Here is a 16,783-nt window from a genome sequence, read left to right on the forward strand (position 1 = left end):
TGGGTGTCCCCATCACTTCTGTGACGTTAGTTGCCGCGCCTGCACGCCGTAGCGGATCACGTTCACGCCGCCGGCACGCCTGGCTGCTTGGTCTTCGACCGTAATCTCCGACGCGTTGGCATCGGCGATGCTCCGCAGCGCGAGCGTCAGCGTGCCGGCCTGGCGCGAGACCGATAGCGTGGCGACCTGGTCGGGCTTGAGCTCGAGCGTGACGGTCTTGCCGAGCACGGCGTTCTGGCCGTCCTTTTCCTTCGGCGCCTGGTCGATCGCGAGCACGCGGATGTTGGTCAGGACGATTTCGGACAGGATGAGGTCATTGCCGCCGGCCGGGCCGTTGGCGCCTTCGGGATTCTTCAGGCGGCGCGTCATGACGATGTCGACGCGGTCGTTCGGCAGGATGAAGCCGCCGGCGCCGGTCTCGGCTGAAATTTCGGTGGAGACGGCCCGCATGCCGGACGGCAGGATCGCGGCCATGAAGCCGGAGCCGTCGGCCTTCACCAGCTTCTGCTCGCGGATCGGTTCGCCCTGCATCAACGGCACGCGCGCGATTGAGCCTGCGATCTGGGTCTGTGCGTCGGGCCTGCTGTCACGGCGGATGAAGGCGCTGCTCGCGGTGGCTGACGGCCAGGTCTGCCATTGCAGGTCCTCGGCCTTCACGGCCTGGCCGAGCTGGATGTCGGATTTGGCGACGAGCACCTCGACCGTCGGCAGCTTCTCGGCCACCGGGAGGACGGGCGCGGGCTTGTTGTCATAGCCGCTCGCCAGATATGCGGCGACGCCGCCGGCGCCCAGCGCAATGACGAGAACGACAATGCGTGCGGTATTCATACGCCTCTACACTCTTACGCGGGGCACTTGAACCGCACGTGGCGGGTTCCCCGGCATCGATGAGTAGGGAGTAAAAGTATAAGGGGTGTTGCGAGGCCGAGTGTGATGGTCAGTGACGGTGCTGGTTTTGGGCAGATGGTGAATGCCGCGTTATTCGGATGGCGCCGGCCCCGTAGTTCACGCAAGCGCACTCCTGCGTTCGAATGAGACGCGGGACGTCATGGTGAATGGGTGGTTAGTGATGTCAGGTGCCGAGCGATGTCGCAGCGGTGAGACGGAAACATCGCGACACATCACCAGTGTCGTCCCGGCGAAGGCCGGGACCCATACCGCGTGATCTTTCGATTGCAGGAAGGCAGAAGTACCAACGACAAGTCTTCGCCAAACCACGCCCTGTGGTTATGGGTCCCGGCCTTCGCCGGGACGACGTTGGAGAGAGACCGCGCGCGTAGCCGCTACTTCGCCCGCTTCTGCTCGATCACGTCCCAGACCTTCGCCGCAACATCCGGGCCGCCGAGCCGCGCGATGGCGCGGATGCCGGTTGGCGAGGTCACGTTGATCTCGGTGAGGTTGCCGTTGATGACGTCGATGCCGACGAACAGCAGGCCGCGCTCGCGCAGCGCCGGTCCGACGGTGGCGCAGATCTCGCGCTCGCGCGGGGTGAGCTCGGTCTCATGCGCCGCGCCGCCGCGCACCATGTTGGAGCGGAGATCGTCGGCGGCGGGCACGCGGTTGACCGCGCCGGCGAACTCGCCATTGACCAGGATGATGCGCTTGTCGCCGTGCTTCACCTCGGGGATGAACTGCTGGATCACCCAGGGCTCTTTGAAAGTCACCGAGAACATGTCGAACAGCGAGCCGAAATTCATGTCCTGCGGCATCACGCGGAACACCGCCGCGCCGCCATGGCCGTGCAGCGGCTTCATCACCACGGCGCCATGCTTGTCGCGAAACGCGTTGATCTCGTCGAGGTCACGCGAGATCAGGGTCGGCGGCATCAGCTGCGGAAAATTCATCACGAACAGCTTTTCCGGCGCATTGCGCACCGACGCCGGATCGTTGACGACCAGCGTCTTGGGATGGATGCGCTCAAGCAGATGAGTCGAGGTGATGTAGGCGAGGTCGAACGGCGGATCCTGGCGCAGCAGCACCACGTCAAAGCCGTTGAGCGCCTCGCGCTTGGGCTCGCCGAGGGTGAAATGATCGCCGGGCTCGTCGCGCACGGTCAGGAGCTGAACCGGAGCGACGATCTCTTCGCCCACCATCGAAAGCTTGTCCGGCGTGTAATAGGACAGGCCATGGCCGCGCTTCTGCGCCTCCAGAAGCAGCGCAAAGGTGGAATCGCCCTTGATGTTGATGCGGGCGATGGGGTCCATCTGGACGGCGACGTTCAGTTTCATGGTCTGCCTTTCAGGTCGAGGCGTCGAATGCCGCCAACACATGGCGCGGAAGTGACCGCGGCGCAATCAGCATGGCGTCGAATCGCAGTTCGAATTCCGCATGCTCGGGATGCGCGACGAGCCAGCCCTGCGCGGCATTGATGATCCGCTGCTGCTGGCGCGGCGTCACGGCGAAAGCGGCGTCATCCAGCGTCGCGCGCGCCTTGACCTCGACGAAGGCGATCAGGTTGCGGCGGCGGGCCACGATATCGATCTCGCCATGCGGCGTGCGGTAGCGTTTTGCCAGGATGCGGTAGCCCTTGGCCATGAGGAAAGCTGCGGCGCGGCTCTCGGCCGAGATGCCGGTGCGGAACGCCGCGACGCGCTCGGGTGAGGCGATCTTCGGTTCCTGTTTCGATTCCTGGGCGCCCTCACGCTTCGCCATCGCCGCCTCGCATACTTTTTGCGAGCTCGAGCGCGCGAGCATAGACCTCGCGGCGCGCCCGTCCCGAGAGCTCGACCGCATGAGCGACGGCGTCCTTGACACTATGCGCGGCAAGTTGCTCGCGCAGGAGGTCGTCGAGCGCGTCCGCCGTCATCACCTCCGCGTCGGCTGCGGGCGGAGCGATCACCAGCACGAATTCGCCGCGCGTCTCCAGAGTGGCAGCGTCGCGCGCAAGCTCGCTCAGCGGCGCGCGCGAAATCTCCTCGTGCAGTTTTGTCAGCTCGCGGCAGATCGCGGCTTCGCGCGTGCCCATGATCTCAGCGAGCTCGGCGAGCGTGTCCTGCACGCGGTTGCCGGATTCGAACATCACCAGCGTCGCATCGATGCGGGCCAGCTCAGTGAGCCGGGTACGCCGGGCCGCGGATTTCGGCGGAAGAAAACCTTCGAAGAAGAAGCGATCGGTCGGAAGTGCTGCGACCGAAAGCGCCACCAGCACCGAGGAGGGGCCGGGCAGCGCGAACACCGCATAACCCGCGGCGCAGACCTCGCGCACAAGCTTGAAGCCGGGATCCGAGATCAGCGGCGTGCCGGCATCCGACACCAGCGCGATCGAGCCGCCCTGCGAAAGCCGCTCCAGGATCTTCGGACGCGCGGCCTCGGCATTGTGCTCGTGATATTGCTTGAGCTGCGCCGTGATGGCGTAGCGCTCGGTCAGGCGCCGCGTGATGCGGGTGTCCTCGCAGGCGATGACGTCGACCCCGGCGAGCGTCTGGAGTGCGCGCAGCGTGATGTCGCCGAGATTGCCGATGGGGGTCGCGACCAGATAGAGGCCCGGCGCGACCTTCGGCGCCACGAGCCTATAGGCGTCGATGGAGAAACCGCGCGGGGCGGCGTCCGTGTTTTCAGGTGTATTTATCGGGGCCGGCTTTGCGCGCATAATGAGACGAACTTAGGCATGATCCCGAGGGCTGGGAACCGGTCCTCCGAAAAAGATCGTACCGGGGCAAGATACGAGCGACGGGGCGGGGAAGGACTGGAATGTGATCCATCCGGTATCACATTCGAGGGGGAATGAAGCGCCAGCGCCATATTCGCGGCGGAAACGCCGCCTTGATGCTGCGAGAGCGTCGGCGAACAGCTTGCCAGGACCAGGAGACGGCCGCGTTAAGCGTTCCTTATCCTTTTGTTTTGGTTAACTATTTGCCGACAATATGCCTGAATCCGCGGCTTCTGTCGCGGGCATGAGTTGGTGTGATCGGCCGCAGACGGCTGGTCAGAAGAAGAGTTGCCATGGTGGGCCCGCGTACTCCCAGATCTTCCTTTTCGGAGGAGTCTCCCGTTCCGGGGCCCCAGACGTCGGGGGCGACCCGGCGGAGCGCGCTTGGGCTGTTGCTGGGTGCACCGCTGCTGTCGGCCTGCGCCGGCGTGCAGCAGAGCCTCAGCCAGTTCTCCAATCCGTTCAGCAGCTCCTCCCCGCCCCCGGCCCAGCCAGCCGGCCCGCCGCAGCAGGCGACGACCGCCGGTACCGGCGGCGTGAAGGTTGCCGTGATCCTGCCGCTCTCGGCCGCCGGCAATGCCGGGCTCGCCGCGCAATCCATGCGCAACGCCGCCGAGATGGCGCTGGCCGAGTTTCAGAATCCCAACATCCAGCTCTTGATCAAGGACGACAACGGCAGCCCGCAAGGCGCCCAACAGGGCGCACAGCAGGCGGTCGACGAAGGTGCCGAGATCATTTTGGGGCCGCTGTTCGCGCAGTCGGTGCCGGCGGTGGCGCAGGTCGCGCGCACGCGCGGCATCTCGGTGATGGCGTTCTCGACCGATTCCAGCATCGCCGGCCGCGGCGTCTATCTGCTCTCCTTCCTGCCGGAGTCCGACGTCAACCGCATCATCGAATATTCCGCCAGCATCGGAAAACGCTCCGTCGCCGTGCTCGTGCCCGACAATGCCTATGGCAATGTCGTCGAGGCCGCGGTGAAAGCGGCGGTGCCGCGGCGCGGCGGTCGCATTGTCGCGTTCGAGAAATACGGTGCCGATCGCGCCACGCCGGCACGCACCGTGGCGCAGCAGCTTGGTGGCGCGGATGCGCTGTTCATTGCCGATGACGGCGATGCCGTCGTCGCTGTGGCCGATGCGATGACTGCGGCGGGCGCCAATTTGCGCAACATCCAGTTGCTCGGCACTGGCCTCTGGGACAATCCGCGCGTCTATGCCAACGCCGCGCTTCAGGGCGGCCTCTATGCCGCGCCCGATCCGGCCGGCTTCCGCGCCTTCTCCGGCCGCTACCGCACCAAATACGGCGCCGAACCGGTGCGCACCGCAACGCTCGCCTATGACGCGGTGGCGCTGGTCGCGGCACTCGCACGCACGCAAGGCACCACGCGCTTCTCGCCCGACGTGCTCACCAATCCGTCCGGCTTCGCCGGCATCGACGGCCTGTTCCGTTTCCGTGCTGACGGCACCAATGAGCGTGGGCTTGCGGTGATGAAGGTGACGACCGGCGGCGGTGTGGCAGTCGCGGGCTCGCCGAAGAGTTTTGGGGCGTAGCAAGCTATCGTAGGGTGGGCAAAGCGAAGCGTGCCCACCGCGCCGATGCAATTTGCGGAGAAATGGTGGGCACGGCGCAAGTGCGCCTTTGCCCACCCTACGATAGCTCGCTACGCCGCCAGATCCGCGACCACCGCATCCAGCACAGGAAAACCGCTGCTCGTCACGCGCAACCGTCCTGTCGCATCAACCGTGATCGCGCCTTCTTCGCGCAGCAGCGCGATGCGCTTGGGGTCGAGCGGGCGGCCGGAGAGGGCGGTGTACCGCTCGGGGTCGATGCCCTCGGCGAGGCGCAATCCCATCAGCAAGAATTCGTCGGCGCGCTCCTCGCTGTTGAGGAGGTCGTCGGTCACGACGCCATTGCCGTTGGTTTCGACCCGCATCAGCCAGGCTTCGGGGCGCTTCTCGGTGGCGATTGCGTGCCTGATGCCATCGATATCGAGTCGTCCGTGCGCGCCGGGGCCGACACCGGCATATTCATGGCCGCGCCAGTACACCAGATTGTGCCGGCACTCGGCGCCACGCCGCGCGTGGTTTGAAATCTCGTAGGCGGGCAGCCCGAGCTTGTCGCAGGTCTCCTGCGTGACATCGTAGAGCGCGCGGGCGACCGCTTCGTCCGGCGTCTTCAATTTACCGGCCTGGTGCAGGCCGAAGAACGGCGTGCCTTCCTCGATCGTCAATTGATAGAGCGACAGATGCTCGGCGGCTTCATTGATGGCGAGCCGCAGTTCATCGGCCCACATCTCAGGCGTCTGGTCGGGACGGGCGTAAATCAGGTCGAACGAATAACGGTCGAACGAACGGCGCGCGATCGCGACCGCGTCGAGCGCCTCGCGCGCGCTGTGCATCCGGCCCAGCGCCTTCAGTGAGGCGTCGTCAAGCGCCTGCACGCCGAGCGAGACGCGGTTGACACCGGCCGCGCGATAGCCGGCGAAGCGTGTGGCCTCGACGCTGGTCGGGTTTGCTTCCAGCGTGACTTCGACGTCGCTCGCGACTGTCCAATGCTTGCCGATCGCATCGAGCACCGCGCCGACAGTTGCCGGCTGCATCAGCGATGGCGTGCCGCCACCGAGGAAGATCGATGTGACCTCGCGGCCGGGCGCGCGCTGCGCAGTTGTTTCAATCTCGCGCGCGAAGGCGGAGGCGAAGCGCGCCTCGTCGATCGCGACGTGGCGAACATGGCTGTTGAAGTCGCAATACGGACACTTCGACAGGCAGAACGGCCAGTGCACGTAGACGCCAAAGGCTTCCTTAGCGCGGCTCAAGGCAGATCTCCGCCAGTTTCACGAAGGCGCGGGCGCGATGCGACAGGCCAAGGCCGAGCGGCGGCAGGCCGTGCTTCTCGATGCTGGTCATCTCGCCGAACGTACGCGTGTGGCCATCGGGCAAAAACATCGGATCGTAGCCAAAGCCGGCCGTGCCGTGCGGCGGCCAGACCAGGGTGCCATCGACGCGCGCTTCGACCTCTTCGAGATGATCATCGGGCCAGGCGACGCAGAGCGCGGAGACGAAATGCGCCGTGCGCTTGTCCGCCGTGGTTGCGCCGCGCTCCTGCAACAGGCGTTCGATCTGGGCCATCGCCGCGGCGAAATCCTTGTTCGGGCCGGCCCAGCGCGCGCTGTAGATGCCGGGCGCGCCGTCGAGCGCATCGACCACGACACCGGAATCATCGGCAAAGGAAGGAAGCTTGGTCGCCTGCGCCGCCGCGATCGCCTTGATCGCGGCATTGCTGCGGAAATCGTTGCCGGTCTCTTCCGGCTCGGGAAGGCCGAGCTCACCGGCCGACACCGCCTCGATGCCGTAAGGCGCCAAAAGCTCCTTCATCTCGGCGAGCTTGCCGGGATTGTGGGTGGCGATGACGAGCTTTCCGGTGATTCGGCGGTGCATGGGCTTATTGACTACGCCACGGCCAGTTTCTGCAAGTCCACGAGACGCGCAACGCCCTTGCGGGCCAGCGCCATCAGCGCCAGGAACTCGGCTTCCGTGAACGGCTCGCGTTCCGCGGTGCCCTGCACCTCGATGATGCGGCCATCGCCGGTCATGACGAAATTGGCGTCGGTATCGGCCTCGGAATCCTCGGCATAGTCGAGATCCAGCACCGGTGTGCCCTTGTAGATGCCGCAGGAGATCGCGGCGACGTTGTCGCGCAACACCTTGGCCTTGATCATGTTGCGCGTCTTCATCCAGCTGATGCAGTCGGCGAGCGCGACCCAGGCGCCGGTGATCGAGGCCGTGCGCGTGCCGCCGTCGGCCTGGAGCACGTCGCAATCGACCGTGATCTGGCGCTCACCGAGCGCTTCGAGATCGACGATGGTGCGCAACGAGCGGCCGATCAGGCGCTGGATCTCGACGGTGCGGCCGCTTTGCTTGCCCGCGGCCGCTTCGCGGCGGGTCCGTTCCGAGGTGGCGCGCGGTAGCATGCCGTATTCGGCAGTGACCCAGCCCCGGCCCTGGCCCTTCAGCCACGGCGGCAGGCGGTCTTCCAGCGTGGCAGTGACCAGCACATGGGTGTCGCCGAATTTCACCAGGCAGGAGCCTTCCGCATATTTGACCACGCCACGCTCAAGCGTCACGGGGCGCAATTCATCGGGCGCACGGCGGCTTGGCCGCATGGGAAATCCTCCAAAACTCACGGGAATAGGCTGTTCGCGGTGCTTGTAGGGGGGGTGAGGGTGAGCAGCAAGGGCTTTTCGGCCCCCAAGCAACTATCGAGCAATCGCAAAACCCCGCTTGTCAGGGGGCTCCCGGATGGACAGATTACAGGCAGCCGAGAGGAGTTACGTCCGTGGCCCATCACGATCCGATCCATCTGATCGCGCCGCGCGCGGGCCTTGCCCAGCTCAACGAGCGTTCTCGCGACATCTTTCGTCAAATCGTCGAGAGTTATCTCACGACCGGCGAGCCGGTCGGCTCACGCAATATCTCGCGCCTGATCGCCATGCCGTTGTCGCCGGCCTCGGTCCGCAATGTCATGGCCGATCTGGAACAGCTCGGCCTGATCTACGCGCCGCACACCTCCGCCGGCCGCTTGCCGACGGAACTCGGCCTGCGCTTCTTCGTCGATGCCCTGATGCAGGTCGGCGACCTCAACGAAGCCGAGCGGCAGTCGATCCAGAGCCAGTTGACGTCGGTGGGCCACGCCCAATCGGTCGAGGCGGCGCTGTCGGAAGCGCTGACGCGGCTGTCCGGCCTCACCCGCGCCGCCGCCGTGGTGCTGACGCCAAAATCCAATTCGCGGCTGAAACATATCGAATTCGTCCGACTGGAACCCGAGAAGGCGCTGGTGATCCTGGTCGGCGAGGACGGTCAGGTCGAAAACCGTGTGTTGACCCTTCCGCCCGGAGTTCCGTCCTCGGCGCTGACGGAGGCCGGCAATTTCCTCAATGCACGGATTCGCGGCCGGACGCTGGCCGAGGCCCGGCTCGAGCTCGAAACTGCACTGGGCGAAGCCCGTGCGGAGCTCGACCAGCTCACCCAGAAGGTAATCGCAGCCGGTATCGCCAGTTGGTCCGGCGGCGAGAATGAAAATCGTCAGCTGATCGTGCGTGGCCACGCCAATCTGCTGGAGGATTTGCACGCGCTGGAGGACCTCGAGCGGGTCCGGCTGCTGTTTGATGACCTTGAGACCAAGCGCGGCGTGGTCGATCTGCTCGGCCGCGCCGAGACCGCCGAGGGTGTGAGAATCTTCATCGGCAGCGAGAACAAGCTGTTCTCGCTGTCCGGCTCTTCCACCATCATCTCGCCCTATCGGGACGCCGCCGGCCACATCGTCGGTGTTTTGGGCGTAATCGGCCCGACCCGGCTGAATTATGCCCGTGTGATCCCGACCGTGGACTACGCTGCCCGCATCGTCAGTCGCCTCCTGGGCGGCTGACCGGCGGCTCAGACGATCACGGGCGCTTGATTTTCGGCGCCCGAAGCACGATATCCGGGCGAGAAAAATCCCTGAGACGAGTTTGAAAAGAGAGCCGATGACCGATCGAGACCGGCAACCCGAAGACACGACCGCTGCGACCGGCGAGCCCGTGGTGTCGAAGCCCTACATCATGCCCGACGATCCCGAGCCCGGCTCGGTCGAATTGTTGCAGAAGGAAGCCGCCGAGGCGCGCGACCGCATGTTGCGGACGCTGGCCGAGATGGAGAATCTGCGTAAGCGCACCGCCAAGGAGGTCGCCGACTCCAAGCTCTACGGCGTCACCGGCTTTGCCCGCGACGTGCTCGACATCGCCGACAACCTCCAGCGCGCGCTCGATGCCATTCCGGCCGAGACTCGCGCCGCCGCCGATCCCGGCATGACCTCGCTGATCGAGGGTGTCGAGCTCACCGAGCGCTCGCTGCTCAATGCGCTGGAGAAGCACGGCGTGAAGAAGTTCGACCCCTCGGGCCAGAAGTTCGACCCGAACTTCCAGCAGGCGATGTTCGAAGTGCCCGATCCGTCGGTGCCGTCAGGCACCGTGGTGCAGGTCATGCAGGCCGGCTACACCATCGGCGACCGCGTGCTGCGTCCGGCTCTGGTCGGTGTCGCCAAGGGCGGCGCGAAGGCTGCGCCCGCGGCCAACAGCAACGAGGCGAACTGAAGCGGGCGTAAGCTCGCAACCCTCATGGTGAGGAGCCGCGCCCGAACGGCGCGCTCCTCAGGATGCGGGTTTGGCGGAAGAGTCGCGTCGCCTTACGCGCTCACCGCGATATCCGCAGACTGAATCCGCTTCACGCCGGCCTTGGCCATATCGGCCCAGGCTTTCGCTAGCGAGCCTTGATTGTCGATGCCGCGGCAGGCGTCCTCCACGACATAGACCTCGAAGCCGGCCTTGCGCGCGTCGAGCGCGGTCCAGGCGACACAGAAATCCGTCGCGAGACCCGCAACGAACACGCGCTTGATCTTGCGGCCCTTGAGATAGCCGGCGAGGCCGGTCGAGGTCTTGCCGTCGGCCTCGAGGAGGGCCGAATAGCTGTCGACGTCCTTGTGAAAGCCCTTGCGGATGATGAGCTCGGCCTGCGGGATCGAGAGATCCTTCGACAGCGAAGCGCCGTCGGTGCCCTGCACGCAATGGTCCGGCCACAGCACCTGCTTGCCGTAGGGCAGGTCGATCGTTTCGAACGGCTTCTTGCCGGAATGAACTGAGGCGAACGAGACGTGGCCGGGCGTGTGCCAGTCCTGCGTCATCACCACGTTCGAAAATCCCTTGGCCATCTTGTTGATGACGGGCACCACCTGCTCGCCTTCCTTCACCGCGAGGCTGCCGCCCGGAAGAAAACAGTTCTGCACGTCGATCACGAGCAGCGCGGATGTGTCGTCCGGCTTGATCGAGGCCGCGGCCAACAGCGCGGTTGGAGCGAGGCTCGCGAGCGCCGTCGTCCCCAACGCCGCCAAGATTTGTCGCCGATCCAGCATCGTTCGTCTCCCTCTGAATGATCCAACGAGGAAGGAGCCTAATTCCGTTCGTATACGAACAGAAGCCCGAAAATGCAGCCGGGTCTGTCCAGCCCTTGGGCGGGCTATTTTCTCGTCGTCCCGGCGAAGGCCGGGACCCATACGCCGCAGCAATAGTTTTGCGAAGACTCGGAGTTACCGGCTCGTCCTGCAACCACTCCCTGTGGTTATTGGGTCCCGGCCTCCGCCGGGACGACACCGAGTGTGCTGGACCGTTTTCGCTTAGCCCTTCGGCTGGATGCCGTCGCGCACGGCGCGGAAGCGGGTGAAGGCGTTCACCCACTGGTCGCGCGGCGCGCTGGCGATGATGCGCAGCGAGGCGCCGCCGGTTGAGAAGCGGATCCACTGCACCACCGTGACCGCGGTCTTGTCCCTGCCGCTGATGCCGTCGATCCGGGTCTCAAAGCCCTGCTGGCCATTGATGCGGATCGGCTCGGACATGGTGACGCGCGATTCGCGCACGCCGGGGATCTGGAGCGCGGCCTCCTGGGCGAAGCGGGCGCGATCGTCGGCCTGCTGCGGGGTCGCGCCGATCAGGCCGAGGATCATGAACGGCTTCGATTCATAGCCTGTGCTCTCGTTGCCGTCGGCCAGGATGATGCTGCTGCCCGGGACCAGCGTGCGAACGTCCTTGAAATCGGCGAGGTCGGTGATCTTGAACGGCATCAGCCCGATCTGCTCGTCGGCCGACACCTCCCTGCGGGTTACCGCGGTCGCAAACATCTGCCGCACCGCGTCGTCGGTGTAGATTTTCGATGCGTTCTCGGGGACCTGCACCGCGACATAGCCGGAGAAGCCGGCACCCGGCACGATCATCGAATAGCGCTTCACCGGAGTATCGCCGGCCTTGCCGCTCTCGGTGGTGAAATAGGCCAACCCCGCCGGCGTCTCGATCTTGTCCGGCTTGACGCCGTTGCTGCCGGCCGGATTCGCGTTGAAGGCGGCCACGACCTCGCCATAGGCCGCCGGCGGCAGCTCGGTGATCAGCACCTTGACGTTGCCGTCCTCGCTCTCGAAGCCGGGAAAGGTCTTGGCCGTGCTCAGCCCGACCAGTGGCGCCATGCCGAGGCGCAAGCCAGGCGGGAAAACGGCGTCGGCGGCGAAGGCCGGAAGTGCTGTGGCAGCGAGGAGGGCGAGCGCGGCGAGGGGGCGAATGAGCTTCATGGGCACTCTACTTGGTTCACATTGAGGCCGTTCGATGGTCGGCCATCGGGCCCCTTTGTCGCGTGGGGCAGCCTCGCGCGCGGTGGTCCGGCCGGTCCGCCTTTTAGCGGGTTTGGTCTTGCCGCAACAGGGTGGCGGCGGGGGGCAGGCCGAGCGCAGACCTGTTAATAATTCCTCACCCGCAAGGGCGGTCCAGCCCGGATATGTTCTTCCAAAACCCAATGTTTTCACGGCCGAAACTTGCGTTCGGTCCTTGCGGGGCCCACCCCCCCTCCTATATGAGCGTCAACCATCGCAATATCGCGGATGTTTGATCTTAGGGGGTTTCGGTTCGGGTGCCTTCTGGGCCCAGCCAACCTGCCGCAAAAACAAGGATATCTGGACCATGGGAAAGGTCATTGGGATCGACCTCGGCACCACGAATTCGTGCGTCGCCGTAATGGATGGCAAGAACGCCAAGGTCATCGAGAATTCCGAAGGCATGCGCACGACGCCTTCGATCGTCGCCGTCACGGATGACGGTGAGCGCCTCGTCGGCCAGCCTGCCAAGCGCCAGGCCGTCACCAACCCCGAGCGTACGTTCTTCGCAGTGAAGCGCCTCATCGGCCGCCGCTACGACGACCCGATGGTCGAGAAGGACAAGAAGCTCGTTCCGTACAAGATCGTGAAGGCTTCCAACGGCGACGCCTGGGTCGAGGCCGACGGCCAGACCTACTCGCCCTCGCAGGTTTCGGCGTTCATCTTGCAGAAGATGAAGGAGACCGCGGAAGCCCATCTCGGCCAGAAGGTCGACCAGGCGGTCATCACCGTTCCGGCCTACTTCAACGACGCCCAGCGCCAGGCGACCAAAGATGCCGGCAAGATCGCTGGCCTTGAAGTGCTGCGCATCATCAACGAGCCGACTGCGGCAGCCCTCGCCTATGGTCTGGACAAGACCAAGACCGGCACCATCGCGGTGTACGATCTCGGTGGTGGCACGTTCGACATCTCCATTCTCGAAATCGGCGACGGCGTGTTCGAGGTGAAGTCGACCAACGGCGACACCTTCCTCGGCGGCGAAGATTTCGACATGCGCCTCGTGGGCTATCTGGCCGACGAGTTCCAGAAGGAGCAGGGCATCAACCTGCGCAACGACAAGCTCGCGTTGCAGCGCCTGAAGGAAGCCGCTGAAAAGGCCAAGATCGAGCTGTCGTCGACGACGCAGACCGAGATCAACCTGCCCTTCATCACCGCGGACCAGACCGGCCCGAAGCATCTGACGATGAAGCTGACCCGCGCCAAGTTCGAAGCGCTGGTCGATGACCTCGTTCAGAAGACGGTCGAGCCCTGCCGCAAGGCGCTGAAGGATGCGGGCCTCACCGCCGCCGAGATCGGCGAAGTGGTGCTGGTCGGCGGCATGTCGCGCATGCCCAAGGTCCAGGAAGTCGTGAAGCAGTTGTTCGGCAAGGAGCCGCACAAGGGCGTCAATCCGGACGAAGTCGTGGCGATCGGCGCTGCGATTCAGGCTGGCGTGCTCCAGGGCGACGTCAAGGACGTGCTGCTGCTCGACGTGACCCCGCTGTCGCTGGGCATCGAGACGCTGGGCGGCGTGTTCACCCGTATCATCGACCGCAACACCACGATCCCGACCAAGAAGAGCCAGGTGTTCTCGACCGCCGAGGACAGCCAGAACGCGGTCACCATCCGCGTCTTCCAGGGCGAGCGTGAAATGGCGGCCGACAACAAGATGCTCGGTCAGTTCGACCTGATGGGCATTCCGCCGGCCCCGCGCGGCATGCCGCAGATCGAGGTCACCTTCGACATCGACGCCAACGGCATCGTCAACGTCTCGGCCAAGGACAAGGCCACCGGCAAGGAGCAGCAGATCCGCATCCAGGCCTCCGGCGGCTTGTCGGAAGCCGACATCGACAAGATGGTCAAGGACGCCGAGGCCAATGCGGCAGCCGACAAGCAGCGCCGCGAGGCGGTCGACGCCAAGAACCATGCCGACGCGCTGGTGCATTCTACCGAGAAGGCACTCGCCGAACACGGTTCGAAGGTCGCCGAGACCGAGCGCCGCGCCATCGAGGATGCCGTCAGCGACCTCAAGGAAGCGCTGAAGGGCAACGATGCCGAGGCGATCAAGACCAAGACCAACACGCTGGCCCAGGCGTCGATGAAGCTTGGTGAGGCCATGTACAAGCAGCAGGCCGAGGCCGATGCGGCCAAGGATGCTGCCAAGGACGACGTCGTCGACGCGGAATTCACCGAAGTCGACGACGACAAGAACAACAAGAAGTCTGCATAAGCCCGCGAGGGTCATGATGCGGACGGCTTGGACCCCACACGCTGAACTGGCCTCTCCCCTCAGGGGGGAGGCCGTCGTGTCGGGCTCGACGGGGCGCGCTCCCGTTACGATCGATCAATTCCCAGCCGTTATTCTCAACGCTGCCGTGGTGCCCTCTGCCGCAAGGCGGAAGGGCGCTTATATCGTCGCGTGGCGGCGTTGTTTCGCCCCGACTTGAATCGCGATTGGATAGACCGGGTCAGACATGTCCACCAAGCGCTGCTATTACGAAACCCTCGAGGTCGAACGCTCCGCCGACGATTCCGTCCTGAAATCGTCCTTCCGCAAGCTTGCGATGAAATTTCATCCCGACCGCAATCCGGGGGATGACACCAGCGAAGTCCGCTTCAAGGAAATCAACGAGGCCTACGAGGTCCTCAAGGACAAGGACAAGCGCGCGGCCTATGACCGTTTCGGCCATGCTGCCTTCGAGCAGGGCGGTCCTGGCGGCGGTGCCGGTTTCGGCGCGGGCTTCGCCTCCTCCTTCTCCGACATTTTCGAGGATTTGTTCGGCATGGCCGGACAGCGCGGCCGTGGCGGCCGCGAGCGTGGCGCCGACCTGCGCTACAACATGGAAATCACCCTCGAGGAAGCCTTTGGCGGCAAGACCGCGCAGATCGAGATTCCGGTCTCGGTCACCTGCGAGGCCTGCTCGGGCATCGGCGCCAAGGCCGGCACCAAGCCGAAGACCTGCTCGACTTGCGGCGGCGCCGGCCGCGTGCGGCAGTCGCAGGGCTTCTTCACGCTCGAACGCACCTGCCCGGGCTGTCAGGGCCGCGGCCAGATGATCGAGGACGCCTGCCCGTCCTGCTCGGGCCAGGGCCGCGTCACCCGCGAGCGCAATCTGTCGGTCAACATTCCCCCGGGCGTCGAGGACGGCACGCGGATCAGGCTCGCCGGCGAAGGCGAAGCAGGGGTCCGCGGCGGCCCGCCCGGCGACCTCTACATCTTCCTGTCGCTGGCCCAGCACCAGTTCTTCCAGCGCGACGGTGCTGATCTGCATTGCCGTGTGCCGATCTCGATGGTGACCGCGGCGCTCGGCGGCGAATTCGAGGTGCCGACCATCGAGAAGGGCAAGACCAAGGTGAAGGTCCCCGCCGGAACCCAGTCTGCCCGCCGATTTCGCATTGCATCAAAAGGCATGCCGGTGCTGCGCTCGCGCCAGATGGGCGACATGTACGTCCAGGTCGTGGTGGAGACCCCGCAGAATCTCACCAAGAAGCAGCAGGAATTGCTGGCCGAGTTCGAAAAACTCTCCTCCGGCAATACCCAGCCGGAATCCGAGGGGTTCTTCACCAAGGTCAAGGATTTCTTCGGTAATCGGGCGAACTGACCCGTCTTGACCGTATCGTTTTCGGCCTATACCTGTTTATGACCATTTTCTGACACGCCGCGGTCACGCGGTCTCGTCCCGTCCGGTCCAGACATGCCATTGCCGTCGTCCGCGCGTGCGTTGAAGAAGCCTCGTCTTGATGACGAGGTGCGCTTTCTCAGATCGTGGATCGAAAAGCCCCTCCACATGGGCGCGGTGATGCCGTCGGGCAAGCTTTTGGCCCGGACCATGGCCCGTTACGTCGATATGAACTCGGATGCACCGGTGGTCGAGCTCGGCCCCGGCACGGGCGCCATCACCTCGGCGCTGGTCGAGCGCGGCGTCGACCAGAAGCGTCTCGTCCTCGTCGAATACAATCCGGGCTTCTGCGCTTTGCTGCGCGATCGCTATCCGCAGGCCAAGGTGGTGCAGGGCGACGCCTATCGCCTGCGTGACACGCTCTGGAACGTGCTGAGCGCACCGGCCTCCGCAGTTGTGTCCGGCCTGCCGCTGGTGACAAAACCGATGCTGACGCGGCTGCGGCTCATCCGCGATGCCTTCACGGCGCTCGCGCCCGGCGCCCCCTTCGTACAGTTCACCTATGCGGTGGTGCCGCCGATCCCGAAATCGCTGCCAGGCGTGTCCACAGAGGCCTCGGAACGGATCTGGATGAACCTTCCGCCGGCCCGCGTCTGGGTGTATCGCAAGGACTAATTCCGCCGGCTTCCCTCTTTGCGCGGCGGGTTTGTTTCGCCGAACGCATGGAAGCGGATGTCCGCACCGAAAATCCTGGTCATTCCCGGCTCACTCCGCACCGGCTCGCACAATGCGAAGCTGGGGGCGGTTGCCGCTTATGAATTCGCCCAGGCCGGCGTCGACGTCACCCGCATCTCGCTCGCCGATTTTCCGCTGCCGATCTACGACGGCGATCTCCAGGCCAAGTCCGGCGTGCCCAAGCACGCGGTCAATCTCAAGCGCATGATCGGCGCGCATCATGGCGTGCTGATCGTCTCGCCCGAATACAATGCCTCGGTGCCGCCGCTGTTGAAGAACGCGATCGACTGGGTCAGCCGCGTGCAGGATCCGCACGAGGCACGCGGCGAGGTCTTCCGCAACCGTACTTTCGCGCTCGCCGGCGCTTCGCAGAGCAGGCTTGGCGCGGCCCGAGCGCTTGGGGCGTTGCGATTGATCCTGACCTCCTGCCACGCCAGTGTGATCGCCAGCCAGCTCACGCTCGCCTTTGCCGACCAGGCCTATGACGATATGGACAGGCTGAAGAACCAGGGCGATATCGACGCCATGAGGGAGATGGTGCGGCAGTTGATCGACATTTCTCAACGCATGATGTGAGGTG

Annotated in this window: 16 protein-coding genes; 7 read left to right on the plus strand and 9 right to left on the minus strand. The window is 65.0% G+C overall.

The annotated features are described in order from the left end of the window. Positions 1-12: 12 nt before the first annotated feature. The 4 genes from cpaB to rsmI form a co-directional block, all read right to left on the minus strand. Positions 13-828, minus strand: coding sequence for a Flp pilus assembly protein CpaB (gene cpaB / locus UB31_RS25660; protein WP_045004735.1), 816 nt, complete (start codon positions 826-828; stop codon positions 13-15). A gap of 455 nt (positions 829-1,283) precedes the next feature. Beyond that, positions 1,284-2,228, minus strand: a complete 945-nt coding sequence (gshB, locus tag UB31_RS25665; RefSeq protein ID WP_045004736.1) for a glutathione synthase — start codon at positions 2,226-2,228, stop codon at positions 1,284-1,286. 10 nt (positions 2,229-2,238) lie between these two features. After that, entirely contained in the window at positions 2,239-2,652 is a 414-nt protein-coding gene (locus UB31_RS25670; RefSeq protein WP_045012875.1) for a YraN family protein, read from the minus strand. Continuing rightward, complete coding sequence (gene rsmI, locus UB31_RS25675; protein ID WP_045012876.1) at positions 2,639-3,589, minus strand: 16S rRNA (cytidine(1402)-2'-O)-methyltransferase; 951 nt, start codon at positions 3,587-3,589, stop codon at positions 2,639-2,641. The genes UB31_RS25670 and rsmI overlap by 14 nt, the downstream gene beginning before the upstream one ends. Positions 3,590-3,942: 353 nt before the next feature. Between rsmI and UB31_RS25680 the strand changes: the two genes are divergently transcribed. Beyond that, complete coding sequence (locus tag UB31_RS25680; RefSeq protein WP_197087316.1) at positions 3,943-5,196, plus strand: penicillin-binding protein activator; 1,254 nt, start codon at positions 3,943-3,945, stop codon at positions 5,194-5,196. 110 nt (positions 5,197-5,306) lie between these two features. Here UB31_RS25680 and hemW read toward each other — a convergent pair whose 3' ends face one another. From hemW to rph, 3 genes are read right to left on the minus strand one after another with little or no spacing between them, the layout of a single operon-like run. Next, entirely contained in the window at positions 5,307-6,461 is a 1,155-nt protein-coding gene (gene hemW, locus UB31_RS25685) for a radical SAM family heme chaperone HemW (protein WP_045012877.1), read from the minus strand. Further along, a complete protein-coding gene (gene rdgB, locus UB31_RS25690; protein WP_045012878.1) occupies positions 6,448-7,083 on the minus strand; it encodes an RdgB/HAM1 family non-canonical purine NTP pyrophosphatase in 636 nt (211 codons plus the stop codon). Before rdgB ends, hemW begins: the two co-directional genes overlap by 14 nt. An 11-nt stretch (positions 7,084-7,094) precedes the next feature. Continuing rightward, positions 7,095-7,808 (minus strand): ribonuclease PH, encoded by a 714-nt coding sequence (gene rph / locus UB31_RS25695; protein WP_045004741.1) that lies wholly within the window; start codon positions 7,806-7,808, stop codon positions 7,095-7,097. Positions 7,809-7,981: 173 nt separating this feature from the next. Here rph and hrcA point away from each other — a divergent pair, with 173 nt between their 5' ends. After that, complete coding sequence (hrcA, locus tag UB31_RS25700; RefSeq protein WP_045004742.1) at positions 7,982-9,070, plus strand: heat-inducible transcriptional repressor HrcA; 1,089 nt, start codon at positions 7,982-7,984, stop codon at positions 9,068-9,070. Positions 9,071-9,167: 97 nt separating this feature from the next. Next, complete coding sequence (gene grpE / locus UB31_RS25705) at positions 9,168-9,773, plus strand: nucleotide exchange factor GrpE (protein ID WP_045004744.1); 606 nt, start codon at positions 9,168-9,170, stop codon at positions 9,771-9,773. A 92-nt stretch (positions 9,774-9,865) separates the two neighbouring features. Here the strand turns inward: grpE and pncA are convergent, their stop codons facing one another. After that, positions 9,866-10,588 (minus strand): bifunctional nicotinamidase/pyrazinamidase, encoded by a 723-nt coding sequence (pncA, locus tag UB31_RS25710; RefSeq protein WP_045012879.1) that lies wholly within the window; start codon positions 10,586-10,588, stop codon positions 9,866-9,868. Positions 10,589-10,849: 261 nt separating this feature from the next. Next, positions 10,850-11,791, minus strand: a complete 942-nt coding sequence (locus tag UB31_RS25715; RefSeq protein WP_045012880.1) for a hypothetical protein — start codon at positions 11,789-11,791, stop codon at positions 10,850-10,852. A gap of 385 nt (positions 11,792-12,176) precedes the next feature. Here UB31_RS25715 and dnaK point away from each other — a divergent pair, with 385 nt between their 5' ends. The 4 genes from dnaK (at position 12,177) to UB31_RS25735 (ending at position 16,779) form a co-directional block, all read left to right on the plus strand. Continuing rightward, a complete protein-coding gene (dnaK, locus tag UB31_RS25720; protein ID WP_045012881.1) occupies positions 12,177-14,078 on the plus strand; it encodes a molecular chaperone DnaK in 1,902 nt (633 codons plus the stop codon). 244 nt (positions 14,079-14,322) lie between these two features. After that, positions 14,323-15,450, plus strand: a complete 1,128-nt coding sequence (dnaJ, locus tag UB31_RS25725) for a molecular chaperone DnaJ (RefSeq protein WP_045012882.1) — start codon at positions 14,323-14,325, stop codon at positions 15,448-15,450. Positions 15,451-15,543: 93 nt separating this feature from the next. After that, on the plus strand, positions 15,544-16,143 hold the full coding sequence (locus tag UB31_RS25730) for a class I SAM-dependent methyltransferase (protein ID WP_045004753.1): 600 nt from the start codon (positions 15,544-15,546) through the stop codon (positions 16,141-16,143). 57 nt (positions 16,144-16,200) lie between these two features. Then, on the plus strand, positions 16,201-16,779 hold the full coding sequence (locus tag UB31_RS25735; RefSeq protein ID WP_045012883.1) for an NADPH-dependent FMN reductase: 579 nt from the start codon (positions 16,201-16,203) through the stop codon (positions 16,777-16,779). Positions 16,780-16,783 lie beyond the last annotated feature (4 nt).

The sequence above is a fragment of the Bradyrhizobium sp. LTSP849 genome (assembly GCF_000938255.1).
In the GTDB taxonomy this organism is placed as follows: Bacteria; Pseudomonadota; Alphaproteobacteria; order Rhizobiales; family Xanthobacteraceae; genus Bradyrhizobium.

What these genes read in the sequence shown, in the direction of transcription:
- cpaB (WP_045004735.1), bottom strand. Translation starts at nt 828, where the DNA reads ATGAATACCGCACGCATTGTCGTTCTCGTCATTGCGCTGGGCGCCGGC.
- gshB (WP_045004736.1), bottom strand. Translation starts at nt 2,228, where the DNA reads ATGAAACTGAACGTCGCCGTCCAGATGGACCCCATCGCCCGCATCAAC.
- UB31_RS25670 (WP_045012875.1), bottom strand. Translation starts at nt 2,652, where the DNA reads ATGGCGAAGCGTGAGGGCGCCCAGGAATCGAAACAGGAACCGAAGATC.
- rsmI (WP_045012876.1), bottom strand. Translation starts at nt 3,589, where the DNA reads ATGCGCGCAAAGCCGGCCCCGATAAATACACCTGAAAACACGGACGCC.
- UB31_RS25680 (WP_197087316.1), top strand. Translation starts at nt 3,943, where the DNA reads ATGGTGGGCCCGCGTACTCCCAGATCTTCCTTTTCGGAGGAGTCTCCC.
- rdgB (WP_045012878.1), bottom strand. Translation starts at nt 7,083, where the DNA reads ATGCACCGCCGAATCACCGGAAAGCTCGTCATCGCCACCCACAATCCC.
- rph (WP_045004741.1), bottom strand. Translation starts at nt 7,808, where the DNA reads ATGCGGCCAAGCCGCCGTGCGCCCGATGAATTGCGCCCCGTGACGCTT.
- grpE (WP_045004744.1), top strand. Translation starts at nt 9,168, where the DNA reads ATGACCGATCGAGACCGGCAACCCGAAGACACGACCGCTGCGACCGGC.
- pncA (WP_045012879.1), bottom strand. Translation starts at nt 10,588, where the DNA reads ATGCTGGATCGGCGACAAATCTTGGCGGCGTTGGGGACGACGGCGCTC.
- UB31_RS25715 (WP_045012880.1), bottom strand. Translation starts at nt 11,791, where the DNA reads ATGAAGCTCATTCGCCCCCTCGCCGCGCTCGCCCTCCTCGCTGCCACA.
- dnaK (WP_045012881.1), top strand. Translation starts at nt 12,177, where the DNA reads ATGGGAAAGGTCATTGGGATCGACCTCGGCACCACGAATTCGTGCGTC.
- dnaJ (WP_045012882.1), top strand. Translation starts at nt 14,323, where the DNA reads ATGTCCACCAAGCGCTGCTATTACGAAACCCTCGAGGTCGAACGCTCC.
- UB31_RS25730 (WP_045004753.1), top strand. Translation starts at nt 15,544, where the DNA reads ATGCCATTGCCGTCGTCCGCGCGTGCGTTGAAGAAGCCTCGTCTTGAT.
- UB31_RS25735 (WP_045012883.1), top strand. Translation starts at nt 16,201, where the DNA reads ATGTCCGCACCGAAAATCCTGGTCATTCCCGGCTCACTCCGCACCGGC.